Raw genomic sequence first — 21,478 nt, 5'->3', positions numbered from 1 at the left:
GCCTTCCGCGCTCCGGCGAGCCTGGCGATCACCCTCTCCTCGTCCGCCTCCACAGCGGCCCGGGCCCGCAACAACCCCGGCACACCCCACCCCCTGCCGCACCAAATTCACCCCAACGGAGGCCATATACCCGCTACTTGGGGAATTCAGCAGTAGGTGAACCTATCTTCGGCCTGTTTGGGTCATCCGACTTCAGTCGGGGCTTCTACTGGCCCTTTCGTTGAGATTCCGATCGAAGGGCATTGAGATTCCATCTATCCACTTCCTGTCTTCTCTGGGGTTGCAGACCCTACCTAGAACGAGGGGTCATGAAACCCCTAGACCAGCAATGCGGACAGTTTCCGCGGTTTGGTCTCCTTCGAGCCCCCATCTGCTCAGGAGATACCCACCGCAAGCGGACCACAGCGGGTCAGATGTATCGATGCTGTGATGTCCGGGTGCGGTGTCAGCGGGATGCGGCTTCACCTCAGCGGTTGCATGAGCCGCAGGCGGGGCCGCGAGCTGTAGCGCTGGAGTGGACCCGTACCTCCAGTGACGGGTAGCCGCCTGCCCCGCGCCGCTACGGGGCCGTAGGCCACCCGGCCCGGTCCACCGCCACTGCGCCCCGTCCCGGCCACGCCCTGCCGTACCCCCGCCGCCCCGCCGCCGTGCTGCTCCGCCATCCTGCCGCCCCGGCCCGCTGCCCCGGTTCCGGGAGAGGAATGCCACCGCTCCCGCAGCACCGACTCCGGCAGGCGGTGCCGGGCGCACCCCGGGGGAGGGGCATCCACGGGGGTGCGCCACCGTCCCTGGGGGCCGTAGGCCGCCGGGCCCGCCCCACCACCGCGTCCGGCACCACCCCGTCCCGGCCGCGCCCGCTGTGTCCCCGCCAGGGGGCCGCAGGCCACCGCACGGCACCGGCCCGCCGCCTCCTGTTAGTTCTTATCCCAGTTGATGGAAGCAGTGGCTTCTGAGCTGGGGTTCCTTACCTTTCTTGAGAAGATTTCAGGGCCGTGATCAGGCGCCGGTAAGTCTCTGAGCTTGGGTGCTGCATGTTGGATGAGGAAGCATCAGGTTCGTTGAGAATCCATGCGTGTGACCCGGCTTGCCAAGGGTTGGCCGGCCGGGTGCTTCGGGCCGGTGCAGGGCTCGGATGTGTGGCTTGGAGTGTCGTCCTGGTGGCCCCTCGTTCGACGGCGGGCGAATGTTTGTGGACCTGGATAGACAGCCTCCCTGACAGGGACGCCACGCCAGGTGGAAGATTCCAGGAGCTGTCACCCTCTACAACGCGGGTAGCTGAGAGTGGCGGCGGTCCGGGGCGGAGTGGCGGTATTCAGTTCAGAGTCACGGTGCGTTTGAAGTGGTTGCCGATGTTCCAGTCGAGTGCCTTGTCGTGCTGTAGCCGGCCGACGACGATGCCGGGGGAGATGCCTGCTTCCCGGGCGAAGGCCTTCACCCGGTCGAGCGGTACGGGGCGGGCCCGCAGTTGCCGGTAGGCGGCGGCGTGCTGTGGGGGGAGCAGGGTGTTTGCGGCGAATTCGTTGGCTTCGTCCTCGGCGGGATCCGCGTTGGCCTCGGAGCGGAGGTTCTCGCTGTCGTCCATGAAGGTCAGGCGCTTGCCGTGCAGGAGGACGTGGCCGAGCTCGTGGAAGAAGCTGAACCAGAACTGGTCGTCCCTCTTGAAGCGGTCGCTGAGTGCCACCATGACCTTTTCCGGTGTGAGCCAGCGGGTTGCGCCGGAGACCCTGGTCTTGGGGGGCGCCGGGACGAAGACCACGGCGACGCCGGCTCCGGCGCAAAGGCGGGGGAGTTCTTCGATCCAGCTGTCCTGTCCGGTCAGGGTCAGTGCTCGTAGCGTGGGGAGAAGTGCGGCGAGTTCATGTTTGCTGTAGGGCAGCAGGTCGAGGTTCTTGGCCAGTTCGCGTGACTGGAGTTCGGCCTGGCGCAGCCAGACGGCGGTTGCGTACTCGGCCGCTGTGCCTTCGGTGGGTTCCTGCACGGTGGAGCGGCGGAACGCGGTGCGGTAGTTGCGCCAGACGTCCTCGGCGGTGTCGGGGTCGGCGACACCGAACCAGTCCAGCAGTTTGAGGAGGTTGGCGGGGGTCTTCTCGCGATTGGGGAGGACCTGGAGCTTCACCAGTTCGGCGAGAGGGAAGCGGCTGAGCCAGTCGACCCTCGAGGCCAGGGTTTTGCTCTCTTCCGCGCGGGCCTGCTGGGTGCGGTACGCGGCTTCCATCGAGTTCCACAGGGTAGCGGGCACGCCGGTGGTGCGTTCGAGCAGGAGCGCGGTGTCGGGGCTGAGCGCCGCGGTGCCCTTGATGACCTGGTTGATGTGCTTGGTGGACAGGCCGGTGCGACGGGCGAGGTCGGCCTGGGGGATACCGAGTTCGTCCAGGGTGTCCTGGAGGGTCTCCCCGGGATGGGGGACCGAGGTGGGCGCGTAGGCGAGCGGGTCGACACCGGGGGTCATCGAGGTGCCTCTCTTCGGACGACGGGAGGGGGCTCAGGCGGCGGCAGCGAACTGGACATCCGTGACGAGCAGGGAACGGACGGCCCATTCGACGAGGTGACCTTCGGCCATGGGCGGCGGATCGTCGCGAGGGCGCAGGTGCAGGTCGGCAGTGGAACCCAGAGCGACCAGCAGGCGGCCGTCGGCGTGTCCGCGCAGCCGGACCTGCGGAAGGCAGCGGAGCTCAGCCAGGTGGGCGGCGGCGGCGATCTCCGCCAGACGGCGCCGGAGCACCGGTGCGACGGCAGCGCCGAAGCGGTGCACGCGTATGGCGTCGTCGTTGCAGGACCGCGCCAGCTCGCTGTCGAGGAAGTAGATCTCCACCCGCACCCCAAGAATCACTTGCGTTTACCCATCGGGTTCATGGTACCGTCCTTCCCAAGATCGAGGAGTTTCGTAAACCTATTGGGTAAATGAAACTCTCCAGTCCGGCTATGCCCGGCACCGCCAACTCCACGGCCGGCCTGCCACGACCCTGTCCCGACATCAGCAAGGAGCAACCCTCATGACCGAGCCCACGGCGCTCCCCAGCCCGTCCGCCCGGCGGATCACCGTCTTCATCGACGGCAGCGAGTACGACACCGCGCACCACCGCGCCACCCCGGCCCAGCTGCGCAAGATCCCCAACCCGGACATCCCGACCGACAGGGCGATCTGGCTCGACATCCCCGACGCGCCCGACCGCCGGCTCGCGGAGGACGAGCCGGTCGACCTGCGGGACGGCATGCGCTTCTTCTCCGACCCCCAGCCCCTCACGATCTTCATCGACCGGCACCCCTACGAGGTCACCCGCAAGCGGATGACCGGCCAGGAGATCCGCGCCCTGTCGACGCCGCCGGTCTCCGACGACCGCGACCTGTGGCTCGACGTCGTCGACCAGCACGACCGCAAGATCGCCGCCGACGAGGTGGTCCGCCTGCGCGACGGCATGCGTTTCTTCACCGCCCCGGGCAGCATCAACCCGGGTGACGACGGGGGGCCGCGATGATGGACCTGCCCACAGAGGACCACACCGCCCTGCGCGAGGCGGGCTTCACCTACGACGTGTCCGAAGACGGCGGGATGCTCTGCATCCAGATCACCGACGTCCCGCTCCCCGAAGGCCTGAACGCCACGAAGGCGGACATCCTCCTGCGCCTGCACCCGCTCTACCCCGATGTCCCGCCGGACATGTGGTGGACCTCGCCCTCCCTGACCACGGCCGCGGGCGGCACGATCCCCGCGACCGAAGTCCACGAGACCCACCGCGGCCGGACCTGGCAGCGCTGGTCGCGCCACCTCCCGCCGTCCGCGTGGCAGCCCGGCACCGACAGCCTCAAGAGCTACCTCACGCTGCTGCGCGCAGAGCTGGCCATCGCAGGGGCCGCCGCGTGAATTGCACCACCCTCACCCTCACCACCGAGGTGGCCGACCGTCTCACCGCGATCGCAGCCCGCCCGGTCGAGAGCGCCGCGGTCCTCCTCACCCGGCGTGCCGTCCTGCCGGACGGATCCCTGCGCCTGCTCGGCGTCCGTCTCCTCGAAGTCCCTGACGATGCCTACCGCGAGCGTACCGACACCGCCCTCGGCATCTCCTCGGACGGCTACATGCCCGCCCTGCGCGAAGCCGAGCGCGCCGGAGCCACCGCGATCTGGGTCCACACCCACCCCGCGCCCGGCTCGGCCCCGCTCCCGAGCCGCCGCGACGCCGCCGTCGACGCGCAACTCGCCGCCGCCTTCCGCACCCGCACCGGCAGCGGGCTCTACGGAACCCTGATCGTCGCCCCGCACGAAGGCGGCATGACGTTCACCGGCCGCATCGAGGGCGAGCACCAGGCGGCCATCGACCGGATCTTCATCGCCGGGCCCACCTTCCGCCTCCTGCGCTCCTTCGACTCCGACACCCCGGACCTTCCCAGCCTCCACGACCGCCAGATCCGCGCCTTCGGCACCGAGATCCAGCGCGTCCTCGGAGAACTCCACATCGCCGTCGTCGGCGCCGGAGGAACCGGCTCAGCGGTCGCCGAACAACTCGTCCGCCTCGGAATCCGCCGGCTCACGCTGATCGACCCCGACACCCTCTCGACCAGCAACCTCACCCGCGTCTACGGCTCGACCCCCGCCGACGTCGGCCGCCCCAAGGTCCACGTCCTGGCCGACCACCTCACCCGCATCGCCGACGGCGTCACGGTCGAACCGGTGGTCGGAAGCGTGAGCCAGCGCAAGATCGCCCACCACGTCGTCGGCGCGGACGTCGTCTTCGGATGCACCGACGACGAAGCCGGCCGGATGCGGCTCTCCCGCTTCTCCCACGCCTACCTCACCCCGCTCATCGACTGCGGCGTCAAGATCACCGCCACCCCCCAGGGCCAGATCCACGACATCATCGGCCGCATCACCGTCCTCCACCCCGGCGCCGCCTGCCTGCTGTGCCGCGAACGGGTCACCCCCGCACTGGCAGCCGCCCAAGAACGAGCCGCCGCAGAACAGACCCAGCTGGCCAAGGAGGGCTACGCCCCGGCGCTGCCCGGCATCGAGCCCGCCGTCGTCGCCTACACCACGGCAACGGCCGCAGCCGCCATCGGCGAGCTTCTCGAACGGCTCGTCGGCTACGGACCGACCCCGCGTCCGAGCGAGACCCTGCTGCTCTTCCACGACCGCCGGACCTCCCTCAACCATCAGGAGCCCGTCCCGGGACACTACTGCGCCTCCGACGCCGTAGCCGGCTACGGAGACACGAAGCGCTACTGGGGTCTGAGTTGGGCGGCCTGAGAACGCTCACCCGCTGGATCCGTTCCTGGAGAATACGACGGCGGTGGCAGGTCGGTGAGGTCGTCATCAGCATTCACGACCTTCCCCGGCGGATCCCCCGCAGGACAGCCGTGCTGGTGGCCAACGGACAGATCATGAAGTGGCTCGCCTTCGATTGTCCGTGCAAAGAAGGCCATCGGGTGCTGCTCAACCTGAACCCGAGCATCCTCCCCAACTGGACCGTGAAAGCCTCCGAGCCGCTCACGGTGTCTCCCAGCATCGACGAACTGCGCGGAGACAAGCGCTGCCACTACTTCATTAGGTACGGGCACATCGACTGGACCTGAGCTCTCCCCTGAGCACCGGTCCGGAGCTGCCAGGCTCCGAACCGGCGGCCGGAGCTCTATCAGGTCCCCCACACCCCCGGGACCTCCAGCCGCCCGAACTGCTCGGCGGCCAACCTGAGCTGCTTCATCCCATTGCTGACCCACGAAAGGAAACAGACCCGTGCAGCACGTCAACAGCTTCCGCGCCTTCCTGCGGGAGACCGTCAACCTCAGCAAGGCCAAGCTCGACATCCTCGACAGCCGAGTCGAGTCCGTCTACCAGGCACTTCAGGACGACGCCGAACTCGGCCCCTTGATTCTCGGCAAGGAGCCCCAGGGATCGTGGGCGCACCACACCATCATCAACCCCGTCGGCGACAAGGAGTTCGACGCCGACTTCATGCTCCATCTCACCGAGGTGCCGGAGTGGGCCGACAGCCCGAAGACCTACATCGACAAGGTCTACGGTGCCCTCCACCGGCACAGCGTGTACGGGAAGATGCCTCACACCCGCAAATGCCGCTGCGTGCAGTTGAAGTACGCCAACTCGATGCACGTCGACATCGTCCCTCACCTGTTCCTCGCGGACGGCCGGGAGGTGATCGTCAACCGCGACGGCAACTGCTGGGAGGAGACCAACCCCGAAGGCTTCACCGCCTGGATGAGGGAGAAGGACAACATCGCCGAAGGCAACCTCCGCAAGGTCGTCCGGCTGATGAAGTTCCTGCGGGACCACAAGGGCTCATTCACCGGAACCCGGTCCATCATCCTCACCACCCTGCTCGGCGAACGCGTCAGCCAGGCCACGGCCCTGGCCCACCCCGGCTGCTACGGCAACGTGCCCACCGCGCTGCTGACCATCGTCGAGGACCTCGACCTCTGGCTGCAGGCCCACCCTGACAAGCCCTCCATCGCCGACCCCTCCGGTTCCGGGGCCACCTTCGACCACCGCTGGGACCAGGCCACCTACAACTACTTCCGCGCCCGCATCCACACCCACGCCCAGGAGATCCGCGCCGCCTACGACGAACAGGACCCGGACAGGAGCGTGAGGTTGTGGCGGAACCTGTTCGGAGACTCCTTCCCCTCCCTGCCGGGCACCTCCTCGTCGTCGACGGCTTCGAAGTTCGCCGCCGCGACGCTGCTCACCACAGCCGCACGCCCCGGGCGCGCGGGATGACCAAGCGCAGGCACCGCCCGGGGGACCCCAACGACTGGCAGCGCCGACAGTTGGCCGAGCTCAGGACGCTCGCGGACGAGCACTTCGGGGAGGTGCGGATGCCCGGCAGGCCCCGCACCACCCCCGGCGGCCACGTGGCTGTCACGGTCCACCTCCGCACCGCGGACATTGCGCACTCGCCGGGTGGCCTGCGTCTGGCCGACACCGAGGAGTTCCTGCTCGTCCTTCCGCCCGAGCCTCTGGCCCCGCCCGAAGTGCTGACCCTGGACTACCGCTTCGCCGGCGCCCCTCATGTCCTGCAGGGAAACCGCCTGTGCCTCTACCTCGACCCGGCCCGTGAATGGGACCCCTGGGCGGGCATCACGCCCGTCGTGAACCGCCTGTGGCAGTGGCTCACCGACGCGGCGGCCGGGAAGTTCGACGCCGACACCGCGCTCTACCACGCCGTCGGCGGCGTCCTCCACAGCACGCCCGGCACTCCCACCGTCGTCGTGCGCGAGCCGGTGGCACCCGGCCGCGCCGCCGTCAGCTGGCTCACCCCTCGCACCATCCACCGCCTCGATCTGACCAGCCGCCCCCAGGACGACGGCAGCCACCGGACCCCGGTCCTTACGCTGGATCGCTCGCTGCCACTGGGAGCGGGCGACACTCTGGCGGACCTGCTGGCCTCCCTCGACCGCGCCCCCGCCGCAACGCCCCGCCCGGAAACGGAGCCCGGCCCCGTCGCCCGAGCCCTGCTGACAGCGTTGGCCGCCAGCGCCCTGCGCAACCCCGAAGGCACCGCGCAGCACTTCGTCCTGGCAGTCCCGCACCCCGCGACGCCCCGCTCGCCCCTGTTCCTTCTCGCTGGGCGCCTGCCGTCCGGCCCGAGCGACCTGCTGCGCCGACTCGCCGACCGCGTGACGCCACGCCACCTGAACAACCTTCCTGCCGAGTTGAGCGGCGCCGCCATCGAATGGTGCTACCTCTCCGACGAACGCCCGGCCGTCACCATCCGCCGCGACGCACACCGTCCTGTCCGAGCCTTCGAAGGACTCCACGTCCACGTCTGGGGATGCGGCGGTATCGGCTCGTGGGCCGCCGAGCTGATGGTCCGCGCGGGAGTCTCCCGCCTCACCCTCAGCGACTTTGCGCGGGTCACCGGCGGCCTACTCGTGCGGCAGAACTACGCCGAGGAACAGATCGGCATGCCGAAGGCCCACGCCCTGGCCCAGCGCCTGGCCGGCATCCGGGACGACGTCGCCATCGACGTGGCCCCGCAGCCCCCCTCGCCCGAACTCCTGGAGGCGGCGGACCACGCCGACCTCGTCCTCGACGCCACCGTCAGCGTGAGCGTCGGCCGCTTCCTCGACCAACTCGCACAGCGCCCGCAATGCAGAGCCGTACTGGCCCAGTTGGCCGTGGACACCCGCAGCGCTTCCCTCGGAATCCTCACCCTCGTCGCCCCCGGCACCGCCAGCGTCCCCAGCGTGGTCGACCAGACCGTCGGCCGGCGTGTCCTGGCCGCACCGGACCTCGAGCCCTACCACTGCCTGTGGACCGAACCGGCGCCCGGGGACGAGCTCCGGCCGGTCCGCGGCTGCTCCGTGCCCACCTTCCACGGCTCCGCCGCGGACCTCATGGCGACGACCGCCGCTCTGGTCAACCTATTGGGCGTGCAGATGCGCCACCCGGTCTCCGGGACCCACCTGTGCGCCCAGCCCCACACCGGAGTCGACCCCGCGCACCGGTTCATCGCCCACGAGGAGTCGGCGCGGCAGGGAGGGTGAACCGGTGCGCCGTGCCGCATCAGCCGGTGGCCGGGCCGACCTCCAGAGTGGGCACATACTGCCCCGCGAGTCTTTCGTAGATGACCAGTTGGGGGTGTACCTGCGGATGGTGCGTGCGGCCCAGCGTCACCGCTGCGGACATGGGGAGGGCTGGCAGGACGTGGAGGCGCCGCAGAGTGCTCGCCTCGGTCTCCAAGCTTGCCAGGAAGCCCCGCATGGCGGTTTCCAGCGACTGTAAGGAAGCCTGTCGCCGCAGGATGTCCGGGTGCGTCGGCGCGCCGACCGGGCTGAGCTCGTAACGACGCAGAGCGGCGAGGTCGGCCGGGATCTCATACCCGGCTATCGTGCCGGAGACGTTCATGACCACCACAGCCTCGTCCTCAGCCGGAACGTCCTGGTCCACGCGCACCGTGAACTCCGTCGCCGGGCCCGTATCCGCCGGCCAGGTCCACGACTGCCCGATGCGGTGGCGCTGGTACACATCCGTCGGCACGGTGTCGTCCAGCCTGGACCCCAGGTGCACGAGCAGAGGAAGGCGTGCGAACCCGAAGACGCTGACGTGCCGCACGGTGTCGCGGTCGACGCCTGCTTTCAGCTGGTTCTTGATCACTTCGTCGATGGCCCTGGCCGCGTACTGGTAGTAGCTGCGACTGCTGACGGCGGCGGACTGCGCGCTCTGGGATGGGGCGCAGTTCTCGCCGGGTATGCCACGCAGGTCGACCTCTACCCCATGGCGAGAGTAGGACTCGAGGAACAACGGGAAACGGGAGCGTGCAGTCACGGCGTCCGCGGCAGCATCCCGCGACAGCTCCACGGCCTTCCCATGGACCGACCCCACCACCCGGACCACCGTGGTGGTGCGGTCCGGCCCCAGCCCCGTTACGTGCCGGATGCGGTCCTCGTGCTCCAGCTTCAACCGGCGTAGACGCTCGACGGTGAAGACGTTCAGGGCGCCCTGTGCATCGATCTCGGCGTGCTCGTCGGCGCACAGCAGCATCAGGTTGTCCGCGCTGTCCCGCAGATCGGGATTCAGCGGATGCTCGCCCCGTGGCGACCGGGCGTCAGTGCTCTGCCCGACGATGTGTGCCATCTCGCCCAGATTCAGTGTGCGCGATGACAAGGGCCCTTCCAGCAGGTAGGCGTTGCACAGCGCGCACCGCCCCCCGCTGCGAACCCACACTTCCAGCCGGTCCCGGGCGGGAAGAGCCTTCCTCCGGTGTGCCGAGCGACCCCCACTCAACTCTGCCGCCTCCGCCGTCCCTGTGCTCGTCAGGCTCGACAATAGGCGATAACTACATTCCTATCGTACGAAGTTGACAGTAGGCGCACCATGATGATCCGGCGAAGGCGAGGACTGCGGCGCGGGACCGTCTCTACAGGGCTTCGCGTTCCGCCGTGAGTAGGTCGAGGTACTGGGCGGCGTCGTGGATGACGTCCAGGGTGATGGCCTCGGTGCGGTCGAGGATGGCCAGTTGGCCGGCCATGCCGAGGAGCGGGGCGAGGTGCTCCATGAGGCCGTCCGTGATGCGGTAGAGCTCCTCCTGGTGCTCCAGCAGGCTGCCCGGCCGGTGGTGCCGCAGTCTCAGCCGCCCGTCGAGGGTGAGAAGGGTGCTGACCCATTCGTCGGGATGTTCCGAGCAGCGGGGCGGCAGTCGGTTGACCCAGAGGGTGGGAACGGACCGCTGCCGAAGGGAGGCGGTTTCGGCGGGGCGCCGAAGGGAGCTGAAGCGTGCGGTGCGGGCTTCCCGGAGGATGTCGCTGGAGCCGATGCCGCTCCAGAGGACGGTCAGGCCCAGTTCGTCGGCCAGGCAGTCGAAGTGGTCGAAGGTCGACTGGAGGTCTTCCGCCCGCAGCCGGTCGATTCCGTCGACGAGGCAGATCTCGGTGCGGGCGTGACGCATGACGTGGAGGGCGGGGCCGGTGAAGTCCTTCATGCGCTGGACGGGGCGCTGATCGGTGTCCGGCCGGTAGAGGTCCCAGCCGAGGAAGACCGCCAGGGCCGCGGACCAGTCGGCCGCGGAGCCGGGGTCGGGCGGGGTGTTGATGCACACCACGGGGATCCGCCTGTCGTCGATGCCGCGGAGCTTCTCGAGCCGCCCCTGGTGGGCCAGGCCGATCTGGTGGAGCAGGGTGCGTTTGCCGGTGCCGCGGCAGTCGCTGTCGATGGCCACGTGCGGGTAGAGGGGCCGGCCGTCCGGGCCGCGGCGCAGCAGCCGCCGTGCAAGCTTCAGGCCTCTGGCGATGTCGGTGGTCTCCACGAGACCGAGGTGCGCGTGGTAGCGAACGCGCGGGTCGTCCTCGTCGACGGGGGAGGGGCTGTCGGCCGGTGGGATCGGGGGAGGAGCGGGCCGGTGACGCACGCGGGCGCGCCATCCCGGCAACGTCGTCGGGGCGGCGGGTGCCAGCAGCGCTTGAGCGGCGGGTCCGCCACCACTTTGGGGTTCGCGTACCGGAGTCTTCAACGGCTGTCTCCTCGGGGTCCGCCGCCGGGCTCGTCGCCGAACCGCCCGTCCGTTGCCGGCCGATCGGTGTCGCTGTCCTCCTGAACGGGGCCGGGGCCGGTGCCAGGGTCGCGGTCGGTGGTCTGCGCGGTGCCGGGATCGGCCGCGGGAGGGTGGAAGCCCGGAAGGGATGCCAGGAACTCGTCCAGGCTCAGGTCGGCCTTGCCCCGGACGCGCTCCGGGGTGTCGAAGAGGTCCTCGGCGGGGCGGTCGAGGGAGCGGAACGGGCGGACGGAGGCCGGGTCCAGGGGCGGCATGTCGTTACTGGAGGGGGTACGGGCAGCGGGCAGCGCAGGACGGGTCGTGGCGGCTGTAGGGGCGGCGGGGGTCGCCGCCGGGGCCGGCGAAGGGCCGGCGGCCGCGGTGCGCAGGAGCTGGTCGGCGGCGCGGGCGATGGCGACCTCGTTGCGCCGGTCGCCGCCGGCCGCGAGATGGACACGCAAGCCCTCCTCCCGCGTCTCCTCGGTCCACTGGTCGGCCAGCAGCCGCCGGTGGATGAAGGGCACCTCGGTCCACGGGTCGAGGCCCGCCTCGGTCCGGTGGTCGAAGAGCCAGGCGACCTCCGGGTGGTTGGGGGAGTAGCGGACCTCCCAGCGTCCCTGCTGTGCGGTGATCCCGGAGGACCCGCGGAAGGGGTCCAGCCTTCCCCTGTCCAGGTTGTAGGTGCGGTTGTTGATCTGGAAGCCCTTGCGGCCGACCCGGACCCAGACGGCCGGCAGCAGTTTGCGCTCCTCCTGCGCGGTAAGCGCGACGGCCCGGTAGCCGCGCAGGGAGACCAGAGCCGCATACATCTGATTGGGGGTCAGGCGGAGTCCGGGGGTGAAGGGGCTGCGCAGTGCGCCGTGCGGGGTCTGCTGCCAGCGGAGGACCACCCACTGCTCGAACAGGTCCTGCAGCTGGGAGATCGTCCACAACGGCTGCTTGCGGACGCGCTTGCCGCGCAGGTCCAGGCGGTGATGGGTGTAGGAGGCCAGGTACTGGCTGAAGCCGGTCTTCACGGCCCGCATCGCGCGTTCGACGATCGCCTTGTCGACGGCGGTGCGCAGCCGGGCTTCGCGCACCTCGATGCCCAGGCTGTGGCAGGCCCGGGCGAAGTCCGCGGAGATGTAGGGCGAGCCGTGGTCGATGACCAGCGTTTCGGGTTTGATGACGGGCCGTGCCGCGGAGCCGGCGAAGCGGGCATCGGCGGCCAGGAGGTCCTCGAAAGGCAGGTCGGAGCCTTCCATGAACGTCTCGGGAGCCCAGCCCGGCCGGGCGGGCAGCGGGGCGGTGGCCTGGGCGAGGACCTGCATGGTGTCGAAGGAACGGGTGGCCCGTCCGCCGGCCCATCGTCCAGTTCTGCCGGTGGTGCCGATGCGCTTGGGCACGATCAGGCAGCCGATGACGCTGCGGGTGGCCACGTCGATCGCGATGGTCAGCTCCACCGAGATGGCCCGGCCGCTGTCGTCGAGGACGAGGACGTCCAGGCCGGTGGTGTCGATCTGGACCAGTTCCCCCGGCCACCGGGCCAACGTCGCCCGTCGGGAGCCGCGCCGCTCTGCGGCAGTGGCGGATCCCGCCCTGCGGCGGGCCGCGGCCGCGTGCGCGCCCTGCGCGGTGACGCCCAGCCGTTCCATCAGCCGGTAGAGCGTCGCCGGACTGTTCACCAGGCCGCGTGCTGTCTTCGGGTCGGCCAGGAGATCGGCGTAACGGGCCTTGACGGTCCGCTCGACCCGGCCGATGAGCCTCGACAGGGTCCCCGGTGACTGCCCTCTGCCACGTTCCTCGTCCAGGATCTCCCACACGATGTCGACCACGCGCGCATCGACGCGCCCGTGCGGGGTCGCGGTGCGTAGCCCGCGCCTGTCGACCAGGCCCATCAGACCGTCCTTGCGCCAGGCGGCGCACTTGCGTTCGACGGTGGCCGGCGACACCGGTGTCCCGTCCTGGGTGAGCTGTTCGGCCTTGGCCTGGTACCGCTGACGCAGGGTGCGGTGCTGCGGGTCGAAGGCGGGCCGGGGCTCGGTGGTGGCGGGGACATGCGGGGCCTGCTGGTGCAGGACCTCCATGACGTGCTTCTCCCACGCGAGGGCCGCTGTGCGCAGCGCCTGCGGCAAGGCGTGGAACTCGCCGGAGCGGGCGGCAAGTGTGCTGCGCGGCGCGGCCCGGTCGAGTACGGCGAAGTCGGCGGCGGCGGTCACCGCCGTCTGCAGGATGACCAGCGGTTCCGCGTGGCCCGCCGCCGTGACGGCGTCCAGGAACAGACGGGGCCCGTGGAAGGCGGTGACTCGCCAGGCGGATCCGCGGAAGCGGATCGTGTCGCCGAGCGCGATGCTGTCGGCGACTGCGGGTGCCGCACCGTCGGAGGACCGCCCCGGCGTGCTCACCCCCTCTCCCCGGAGGCGGTCCAGGCGGTCGAGGCCGGGGTGAGGAGCGCGTCGGTGTCGATGTGCAGCCGGTCGGCCCAGATGAGGTGGTAGGCGAGGTCGATTCCCTGGGCCTGGGGCAGGCCAGCCGCGCGTACCCCGGAGCGGATGGTCCGCGGCGAGGAGAACTGCTCCGCCAGAAGATCGTCCTGTCCCTGCGGCAACCAGCGCGGATTACGGGCGGCGTAGAGCAGGCTGAGGTTGTCCAGTTCCACGCCGGTGGGCGGCTGCATCACCCGCACCTGCCAGCCGGCCGCCTCCGCCGCCGCGGCCAGCACCTCCTGCTCCCACTGCCATCCGTCGCCCGGCTCTTCCGGCTGCACGCGGATCACCTCCCGCCGGCCGGCCCGAACCGCTACGAACGCGGGCCGAAGGGTGTGACCGCGCCCGTCGCAGCTCCACCGCAGTTCCATCGGTCCTGCGCTGCGAAGCCCCACCGACGGATCGCGGTCCAACACCATCCCGCAGTGCTGCTGGCGCAGAGAGCCGCATGCCAGAGGCTGGTCGGTGGAGCTCGCCCACGCGTTGGTGACGAAGGACTTCCGCCCCGGGTAGGCCACCGGGGGGTGCACCGGTGCCAGCTCCTCGAACGGGACCTCGGCCGCGTCCGCGACCGGGATCGCGCGGCGCCGCCCGAACCGGTCGAGGAAGGCGACGGTGATCTCCGCCGCGCTGACCGGGGCTTCTCGCACGCCCAACTCCCTGCAGGATGCCTCGGCGACCGCCTCGCGCGAGTCCCCCGCGCAGCATCCCGCGCCGAGCCTGGCCCCAGCGGCCGTTTCCGGCTTCCAGTACCCGATCGTGGACCTACTGGACACCAGTACGAGTCGGAGAGCTTCGGGGCGGGCTGCTCAGACGACGCAGGACGGGTCGCTCCACTCCCACGGCAGGCAGCTGCTCGTCGCCTCCCCGTCACCGCGATGGACCAACGCCGTGACCGGCTGCCGGTCGCGCCGACCGGCGCCGACCGTGACGGCCTGCGCCCCGGCGCACCGATGATGCCGATCCAGCCACTCCGCTACCGGGACCCGCCACTCCTGCGCGGGCAGCATCAGCGAGCCCGCCAACTCGGCCAGCTCACCCACTAGACGGGACTCGGCTGCAGCCCACGGCCCGCCGGGCAGGGCGGCGCGCTGCCGCTCGTAACGCAGCAGCGCCTGTGCCACCTGCACCGCCTCCGGATACACCACAAGCCACGCCGTCTCGGTGTCCCTTCCCGCGAGCCCGGCCCGCTCGGCCCGCTCGACCCACTGCTGCACCTCAGGGGAACGACGCCACCACCAGCCGGCAACGGCGAAGGCATCGGCAACGAGGGCCGCCCCGGGGGGCCCGAACCGCCGCTCGAGACACCCCCGCACACGGTGGGCCCGAACCGATTCCGGAACCCCGGCCAGATCCACCCCGCCCGGCCCGCGCTCGTACACGTAGCTGAAACGGCCGTGCCGCTCGCAGACCCGCCACCGCTCTGGCCAGACCTGCCACACCTCGCCCCAGCCCCCGCCCCGTGCCGCCGCGTACAGTCCACAGGCCGGCACCAGGTAGCGCTCCAGCGGCCGCCACGGCCACTCCCACCGTGCCTGCTCACCGGGCAGGAGATGCACCTCCCGTAGATGAGGAAGAGCCCACCGAAGCCGCGCCGCAGGCATCGCGAGCATCCGGGCGAGCCGGTCCGCCGCCGGCCGGCTCAGGAACACCTCCGCCAGATGCGGCCGCAGAGCCTGCTGCATCACTCCGTCGCCCAGTTCGTTCAGAAGGAACTCGACCCCCACCCCCTGCACACCGGCCACCCGCCACAGAAACGAGCAGTTCGACTCGTCGGCCACGAAACGCAGAGGCAGGCGCGGCAGGCTCCCCACCCACATCCCGACCCCCCTCAACGCCCCTGCAGGACACCCGCGCCGGTGCACCACGGGTCTGCCGGTGAACCCGCTCAACGGCACGACCACCGCCCGGCAGCAACACACCGTGTCCCCTGCATAGACGGCGCTCCGTCCCGGGCGGAGCCACTTCGGAGAAGGTTCAGCCCACCGGGTGAGCGTTCCTCCGAGACGCTCACACGCGGCGGCCCGGCCAGCATCCTGGCTGCGAAGCCGTTTCCCCGGCCCCGGGAGCCGTTCCGTGCTGTACGACCCACCTGTCCAACGCCTCACCAGCGAACTGTGGACACGCCAGCGTGAAGCGGCGGACTGCGTCCTCAACGCCTTCGCGATGGGCCACAGGCGGCAGCAGGTCCACATGGCGTGCGGCACCGGGAAGACCCACCTGGCCGTCCACATCGCACACGAACTCGCCGCCGGAAGCCGCAGCCTGACCGTCCTGCCCACCCTGGAACTGCTCAACCAGACCGCCCGAGTCTGGTACACCTCCGGCAGGCCGGGCCACTACATCGGCGTCTGCTCCGACGAGCAGACCAGCGAACCCTCCCTGGGCGGTGTGCTCACCATGACGGGCGACGCCGAACACCTGGCCGGCCTCGCGCGCAGCGCGGACGGGCCCGTCAGCGTCTTCGCCACCTACGCCTCACTGCCCAAGATCGCGGAAGCTCACCGGCGCCACATGCTGCCCCGCTGGGACATCGCGGTGATCGACGAAGCCCACCGCACCGCGGGCGCCCGCAACAAGCCCTGGGGTGCCATCCACGACGACGACGCCGTCCCCGCCCGCCACCGGCTCTACCTCACCGCCACCCCGCGCATCTGGGACGTCAGGCGAGGCATCACCGTCGAGCCCGTCGCCTCCATGGACGACATCGCCCTCTTCGGCCCCGTCGCCTACCGCTACTCGCTGGCCCAAGCCATTCAGGAAGGGCGCCTCGCCGACTACCGCATCGTGGCACCCGAGATCCACCATCCCGACCTCCGCGCCTACCTGGCCGGACGCAAGCGCGCCCGAACCCCGCAAGCCGACGCCATGCGCGTCGCCGCCGCCCAACTGGCCCTGCTCAAAGCACGTGAAGACCACGGCATCCGCCGCGCCGTGGTGTTCAGCCGCAGCATCGCCCAGAGCGAGGCCTTTGCCGAGACCCTGCCCGAGACCGCCGCCAGCGTTCCAGGACACCACGCCGACGACCTCTGGGTCGCCAGCATCCACTCCCGCCACAACCGGCGCGAACGCCGTGAGCGCCTGACCCGATTCGCGCAACCACCACACCCGGGCGCCACCGGCCGACCGGCCGACCTCAGAGTGCTGTGCAACGTCCGCCTGTGCGTCGAAGGAGTCGACTTCCCGCTGGCCGACGCCGTCCTGTTCGCCGACCCCAAACAGAGCACGGTCGAGATCTTCCAGGCCATCGGCCGCGCGCTGCGCCTGGGACCCGACGCGGACAAGGTCGCCACGCTCGTCATCCCCGTGCTCTTCGGCCCCGGCCAACGAGCCGAGGAGGCCACGTTCGGCACACCGTACCACCTGCTGCACCAGGTCATGATCGCCCTCAAGGCGTACGACGAACACTACTTCTACCGCCTCCCGAAGAGCGGAACACAGCTGTTCCTGCCCGCGTCCGCCGCGGCCTCCGTCGTCCGCCCCGAGCGGGCAGCGAGATCGCTCCGCACTTGATGCTGCGCGTCATGGATCCCGAACCCGACGTCTGGGAGATCGGGATGGCCAACACCCAGCTCTTCTTCGACACCCACGGCCACGTGAACGTCCCGAGCAACCACATCGCCCCCGACGGCTTCCACCTCGGCTGCTGGCTCGGATACCAGCGCGCCCTCAAGGCCGCGGGCGACCTCTCCGCGACCCGTGCCGCGGCACTGGCCACCTGCAACATGGCCTGGGCGCATCCCAAGGACAGCACCGAGACCTATCTGGAAGCCGCCCAGGCCTACGCCGCACAGCACGGACACCTGCTCCCGGAACCCGGGGAGACCTACCGGGGGCGGCCGCTGGGCCAGTGGCTCGCCGAGCAACGGCGCCAGGGCGACGCAGACACCCTCCCGGGGCCCTACCGGCGTGCCCTGAAAGACATCGACCCGTGGTGGAACCCCGCCTGGCCCGAGGCCTGGCAGCGCATGTGCTCCCGCGCGCGTACCCGCAGCACCGGGCTGACCCTCTCACCGGGGCCCCTGCCGCGCCGCGCCAACGCGCTCACCCGATGGCTGGACCAGCAGTTCGACACGTTCCCCGAACTCGCCAAGGAACAGCAGGTGCAACTGGCCGCGCTGCCGCTTCACGACAATCCACTCGCCATAGGGCTGCGCCGCCCGCACGGCAGTCGGAGCACCACTCACGCCCAGGGCCTCCGCGCCGCCCGGCGCTTCTATCGAGAGCACCGACACCTGCGTGTCCCCGCCGGCCACGTCGACGAACACCTCGGCACCCGGTTTCCCCTCGGCCAGTGGGTCAGCGACCTGCGCACGATGGCCACGGCCGGCGGCCTCGGCACTGAGGAGACCGCCTCCGTCGAGGCCCTGGGCATGCAATGGACCATCCCGGCGGAGACGGAGGACGCCCAGGAGGCCGCCCCCGAGAACCTCATCGGGATCCGTGCCGGCAACGAGCAGAACCGGGTACGGCGGGAAGGACCCGACCCCGCCGACCACCCCACCAGACGCCTGTGGATGACGTGCCACGAGCGCCTACCCGCCGATTTCCCCGACCTCCTGCTCTACGGCGGCGGGCGCCAGCTGATCGACATGCCGGCCGGAGCGGGGAAGACCCTGGTGGCCTCGGTGACGGCCGACCGGACACAGGGCCGAGCCTGCCTGGTACTCGGACCCGACCCCGCCTACCTCCAGGCCGTGGTCAAGACCTGGCGCCTGGTCCGCCACCGATCAGTCGCAGGCATCAACCTCCACCCCACGCGCTCCGGCAGGAAAGACCCCCGGCTCACCAGCGCGACCCAGCTGGCCGACTGGATGGCCCAGCACGCCTCGGAAGTCCTCGTCGTGGCCCGCTACCAGGACGCCGAACTCATCGCCCAGTGCCACCGCGACCACCGACTGGCCCCATGGGACCACCTTGTCGTCGAGGACGCCCACCGCACAGCCGAGGGCAGCATCGGGCCGGACCACCCACACGCCCCAATCCACTACGACGACGGCATCGTCGCCTACAACCGCCTCTACCTGACGGCAACACCCCGCATCCCCCACGAAATCCCGACCGGCGGCAAAGCCGGGTGCTCCTGGACCGTCGACATGCCCGCCCAAGAAATCTTCGGAACTCACCAGCGACGTGTGGAGCGTCGGGAACTCGTCGACCAGAACCTGCTCAGCCCCTACCAGGTGATCCGCACCAGGGTCCCCGAAACGCCGACGGACCCCTGGCGAGCCCAGGTACTCGGCCTCGCCCATGTCATCGAGCAGCACTCGCTGCGCCGTGTGGTGGCCGTACTCGAGAACCCGAAGGAAGCACAGTCATTCGCGTCTCGACTGGCCTGGCGGATGCTCGACGCCAATATCCTCATCCCCTCGCAGGGCACCTCGCGGCGCAGGCATGACCAGCCTGTCATCTGGTGCCAGACCGCGGGGCGTCCCATGCCTTCCGACCTCGACGCCATCGCGCTCCCCTCCGACTCCTACACCACGATGGGCCTGGTCGACACGCTTGCGCCCCTCATGGGCCAACACGCAGAGCGAGCCCCGCAGACGATGATCATCGTGCCCGAACCCTTCGACCTCCCGGCAGGCGCGGGAGCGAGGCGCCCAGCGGTCATGCGCCGTATCGCCGCGGCCCTCTGGGCCCACGACCCCACAGGAGCACTCGCGACACGCCGGGAGCCGACCGGACTTCGAGCACCATGAACCGGGGGGCAGACACACCCGGCCGCCCGTCGTGCTGCGGAACCCGAGCACCGGCACCAGCCGGGTCTCCGAGTCCGGAAGAGAACTGGAAGCCGGGCCGGAACGAGGAGTGACCCGCCGGGGCGAGATGCCGGACCGAGCGGGCCGGCGCGCGGGCTTCGGGTGGCCAACGTTCGGGAGGTTGATCGTGCTCCGGCCCGCTGAGCCCACCTGCTCACCCGAAAGCCTGAACCCAGGCGAAACGGTCCGAGGAGAGAGATCGCCCGCACAATCCTGGGACCATGACGAATCGCCCCGGGAACATCTGGTCCGGCGTCAGCATCGCCGTCACCCACACCGGTCTGACAGTGCCCGGTGCCCTGGAGGCCAGGCACCACGACAGAACAGCCGTCATCACACGCAATCAGGTGCGCGCTGTCACCCTGGTGCTGTCCGGCCACGATCCGGCCACGACCGCTGCCGTCCAGGAACGCTTTGGCTGGCCGGTGTGGGAGGCACCCGCGGTTCCCGTACAGGACCAGGACTGGAAGGCCGTCTTCCACTCGGCCGACCGCACCTTCGAAGGCTTCTACAACGAGTCCGCGCAGAGCACAGACCCGAAGACCGTTCGCCTGCCGCGGCCGACCCGCCTCACCGACGAGATGTGGCAGATGCTCGAGAGGACCGGCGGCGCAGTGATGTGCATCGGCCTGGAAGGCGCCCCGACACTGCAGGACATCGCCTCCGCAATCCGACAGTGCCAGTTCCACGCGGCCGTGGTCGAAGCCCTGGTCCGATGAACTGCCACAGGCCGCACCACCTATCAGCGGCCACACCGTCCCCGCGGTCGCAAGAGAACGGTCGGCTGGTCGAAGGTTCGCAGGCCCACCGCGCGACAGGCGGCGCGAGTACCTCGAGGCGGAACAGGCGCGCGAGGTCGCCGAGGCCGCCGTTCGCGCCGGGATGCACCTGAACGACGTCGAGCAAGGCCGCAGCGGGACCGCCGGCCGCGCCACGGACCTGTTGACCGGCCACCATGGCGCGGCCGTCGGGGGGGGAGAGAAGGCGCCGAATCGTCAAAGCGGCGGTGTGCACAGCAGCAGGCCGGCCCCTGCGGGCCGCCAGCGATCGAGCAGCCCTGCCGCGCCGAGCCCGGCCAGGATCGCCTCGAACGCTTCCGGGGACCCCAGCCCGCACGCCCGTGCGGCGCTGTCCGGATCGAGGAGGAACGGCACCCCGGGCCCCTCCTGCCACGCCGCCACCATCAGAGCGGCGAGCCGCGTGCGGGCACTGGAGTCCACCAGCCTGCGATCGGCGAGACCCCGAAGCGCCCACTGGCCCGCGCGCAGCCGCCCGGGGCGCCCGGTGAGCTCGGGAAGGAACGCCGCGGGTCCGGTCCGCACCCGGGGGAGATAGTGCAGCCAGCCGGCCGCCTGGAGCTCCGCGAGGGCGGCCGGGCCATGGATCCGAAGCGCCTTGAGCAGACCGGGCGGCAGCGGTGACAGACCCGACGGCCGGACCCGCAGCGTGCAGATCACGGCGAGCAGCCGGGCCTCGGGCCCCACCGAGGGTTCCAGTGAGGCGGAGGTGTAGGTAAGTGCGGCCCGGGCCGCGAGCCGCTGCTGCCCGGGCGATGCCGCCTCACCGCCGCCCCGGCGCTTGGGCCCGGACCGGTGTTCGTCGTGATGGAGGGGAGACGGGAGGGCGGGGGAGCGGACCGGGACTTCGGCGGCTCCTCGGATCGTGCGGGCGCACCCCTCGCAGATATCGGCGAGGTACCACGAATGTTCGTTCCGGCGGCGGAGGAGCGCCAGGACGATGAGACCGGTGCAGCCGCGGGTCTGCCGGTGCCACGGGCAGCCGGCCGTACGGCAGCAGCAGCTGCGCAGGTGGGCCGGGAGCCGCTCACTCGACGCGTGCCCGGACAGATGCGCGACCACCGTCTCGCGTACGGCTTCCGGAGTGGCCGGTAGCCGCGCGTGACGCCCGCACCATGGTGATCCGCAGAGCCATGAGCGGCGCTGTGGATCGATCGCCACCGACCACACGCCGACGGCCGGAGCACCGCCCCCCTGCATCGACTGTGCCGCCCTTTCCTCCGCCCGCCATCACACGCTCCTCGGTGCGCCCGGCCGTCTGCCCGGGAAGGAGCGGCGGCCACCCTATGGGCTGTTCAAGGTTCGGATCTTGCTGCGGTTCGATGGTGGGCTGGTGTCTCTGGTAGAACTCCGTGCTGTGGCGCGTTTTGACGTGACGGATGCAGAGTGGGCCTTGATCGAACCGCATGTGCCGGTGGCTGCCACCGGGCCGTTGCCGCGGCGGGTGAGGGACCAGTTCAACGGGGTGTTGTGGCGGTT

17 protein-coding genes are annotated in these 21,478 nt (G+C 70.4%); 9 read left to right on the top strand and 8 right to left on the bottom strand.

Features of this window, described 5'->3' with window-relative positions:
* Positions 1 to 1,312 precede the first annotated feature (1,312 nt).
* Entirely contained in the window at positions 1,313 to 2,449 is a 1,137-nt protein-coding gene (locus ABT263_RS35985; RefSeq protein ID WP_352297468.1) for a HigA family addiction module antitoxin, read from the bottom strand.
* Positions 2,450 to 2,482: 33 nt separating this feature from the next.
* On the bottom strand, positions 2,483 to 2,812 hold the full coding sequence (locus ABT263_RS35980) for a hypothetical protein (RefSeq protein WP_352297465.1): 330 nt from the start codon (positions 2,810 to 2,812) through the stop codon (positions 2,483 to 2,485).
* A 181-nt stretch (positions 2,813 to 2,993) separates the two neighbouring features.
* Between ABT263_RS35980 and ABT263_RS35975 the strand changes: the two genes are divergently transcribed.
* The 6 genes from ABT263_RS35975 (at position 2,994) to ABT263_RS35950 (ending at position 8,492) form a co-directional block, all read left to right on the top strand.
* Complete coding sequence (locus ABT263_RS35975; RefSeq protein WP_352297462.1) at positions 2,994 to 3,476, top strand: multiubiquitin domain-containing protein; 483 nt, start codon at positions 2,994 to 2,996, stop codon at positions 3,474 to 3,476.
* The gene (locus ABT263_RS35970; protein ID WP_352297459.1) at positions 3,476 to 3,862 is read left to right on the top strand and encodes an E2/UBC family protein; all 387 of its coding nucleotides are present in this window, start codon (positions 3,476 to 3,478) and stop codon (positions 3,860 to 3,862) included. The genes ABT263_RS35975 and ABT263_RS35970 overlap by 1 nt, the downstream gene beginning before the upstream one ends.
* Positions 3,859 to 5,238, top strand: a complete 1,380-nt coding sequence (locus ABT263_RS35965; protein WP_352297457.1) for a ThiF family adenylyltransferase — start codon at positions 3,859 to 3,861, stop codon at positions 5,236 to 5,238. The genes ABT263_RS35970 and ABT263_RS35965 overlap by 4 nt, the downstream gene beginning before the upstream one ends.
* The gene (locus ABT263_RS38990) at positions 5,226 to 5,564 is read left to right on the top strand and encodes a ubiquitination-like system serine protease family protein (protein ID WP_502885921.1); all 339 of its coding nucleotides are present in this window, start codon (positions 5,226 to 5,228) and stop codon (positions 5,562 to 5,564) included. Before ABT263_RS35965 ends, ABT263_RS38990 begins: the two co-directional genes overlap by 13 nt.
* A 160-nt stretch (positions 5,565 to 5,724) precedes the next feature.
* Entirely contained in the window at positions 5,725 to 6,723 is a 999-nt protein-coding gene (locus tag ABT263_RS35955; RefSeq protein ID WP_352297451.1) for an SMODS domain-containing nucleotidyltransferase, read from the top strand.
* Complete coding sequence (locus tag ABT263_RS35950; RefSeq protein WP_352297448.1) at positions 6,720 to 8,492, top strand: ThiF family adenylyltransferase; 1,773 nt, start codon at positions 6,720 to 6,722, stop codon at positions 8,490 to 8,492. Before ABT263_RS35955 ends, ABT263_RS35950 begins: the two co-directional genes overlap by 4 nt.
* A gap of 19 nt (positions 8,493 to 8,511) precedes the next feature.
* Here the strand turns inward: ABT263_RS35950 and ABT263_RS35945 are convergent, their stop codons facing one another.
* The 5 genes from ABT263_RS35945 to ABT263_RS35925 all read right to left on the bottom strand — a co-directional run bounded on the left by ABT263_RS35945 (position 8,512) and on the right by ABT263_RS35925 (position 15,221).
* Positions 8,512 to 9,582: an SAVED domain-containing protein gene (locus ABT263_RS35945; RefSeq protein WP_502885920.1), complete on the bottom strand. Its 1,071-nt coding sequence runs from the start codon at positions 9,580 to 9,582 to the stop codon at positions 8,512 to 8,514.
* Between the two features lie 283 nt (positions 9,583 to 9,865).
* Positions 9,866 to 10,750, bottom strand: coding sequence for an ATP/GTP-binding protein (locus tag ABT263_RS35940; RefSeq protein ID WP_352297443.1), 885 nt, complete (start codon positions 10,748 to 10,750; stop codon positions 9,866 to 9,868).
* A gap of 200 nt (positions 10,751 to 10,950) precedes the next feature.
* Entirely contained in the window at positions 10,951 to 13,359 is a 2,409-nt protein-coding gene (locus ABT263_RS35935; RefSeq protein WP_352297440.1) for an integrase, read from the bottom strand.
* The gene (locus ABT263_RS35930; protein WP_352297437.1) at positions 13,356 to 14,090 is read right to left on the bottom strand and encodes a hypothetical protein; all 735 of its coding nucleotides are present in this window, start codon (positions 14,088 to 14,090) and stop codon (positions 13,356 to 13,358) included. The genes ABT263_RS35935 and ABT263_RS35930 overlap by 4 nt, the downstream gene beginning before the upstream one ends.
* Before the next feature lie 159 nt (positions 14,091 to 14,249).
* The gene (locus ABT263_RS35925; RefSeq protein WP_352297434.1) at positions 14,250 to 15,221 is read right to left on the bottom strand and encodes a hypothetical protein; all 972 of its coding nucleotides are present in this window, start codon (positions 15,219 to 15,221) and stop codon (positions 14,250 to 14,252) included.
* A 295-nt stretch (positions 15,222 to 15,516) separates the two neighbouring features.
* On the opposite strand from ABT263_RS35925, the gene ABT263_RS35920 reads away from it, so the two are divergent.
* From ABT263_RS35920 to ABT263_RS35910, 3 genes are all read left to right on the top strand, one after another.
* Positions 15,517 to 16,953, top strand: coding sequence for a DEAD/DEAH box helicase family protein (locus tag ABT263_RS35920; RefSeq protein ID WP_352297431.1), 1,437 nt, complete (start codon positions 15,517 to 15,519; stop codon positions 16,951 to 16,953).
* Positions 16,954 to 16,964: 11 nt separating this feature from the next.
* On the top strand, positions 16,965 to 19,142 hold the full coding sequence (locus tag ABT263_RS35915; protein WP_352297428.1) for a helicase associated domain-containing protein: 2,178 nt from the start codon (positions 16,965 to 16,967) through the stop codon (positions 19,140 to 19,142).
* Positions 19,143 to 19,423: 281 nt separating this feature from the next.
* Positions 19,424 to 19,921, top strand: coding sequence for a hypothetical protein (locus ABT263_RS35910; RefSeq protein WP_352297425.1), 498 nt, complete (start codon positions 19,424 to 19,426; stop codon positions 19,919 to 19,921).
* 276 nt (positions 19,922 to 20,197) lie between these two features.
* Here ABT263_RS35910 and ABT263_RS35905 read toward each other — a convergent pair whose 3' ends face one another.
* Positions 20,198 to 20,686, bottom strand: coding sequence for a hypothetical protein (locus ABT263_RS35905; protein WP_352297422.1), 489 nt, complete (start codon positions 20,684 to 20,686; stop codon positions 20,198 to 20,200).
* Positions 20,687 to 21,478: the final 792 nt, after the last annotated feature.

It is taken from the genome of Kitasatospora sp. NPDC001603, assembly GCF_040298365.1.
Lineage (GTDB): Bacteria > Actinomycetota > Actinomycetes > Streptomycetales > Streptomycetaceae > Kitasatospora.
The sequence above is the reverse complement of the archived record's forward strand: the minus strand, read 5'-3'. Positions and strand labels throughout refer to the sequence as shown.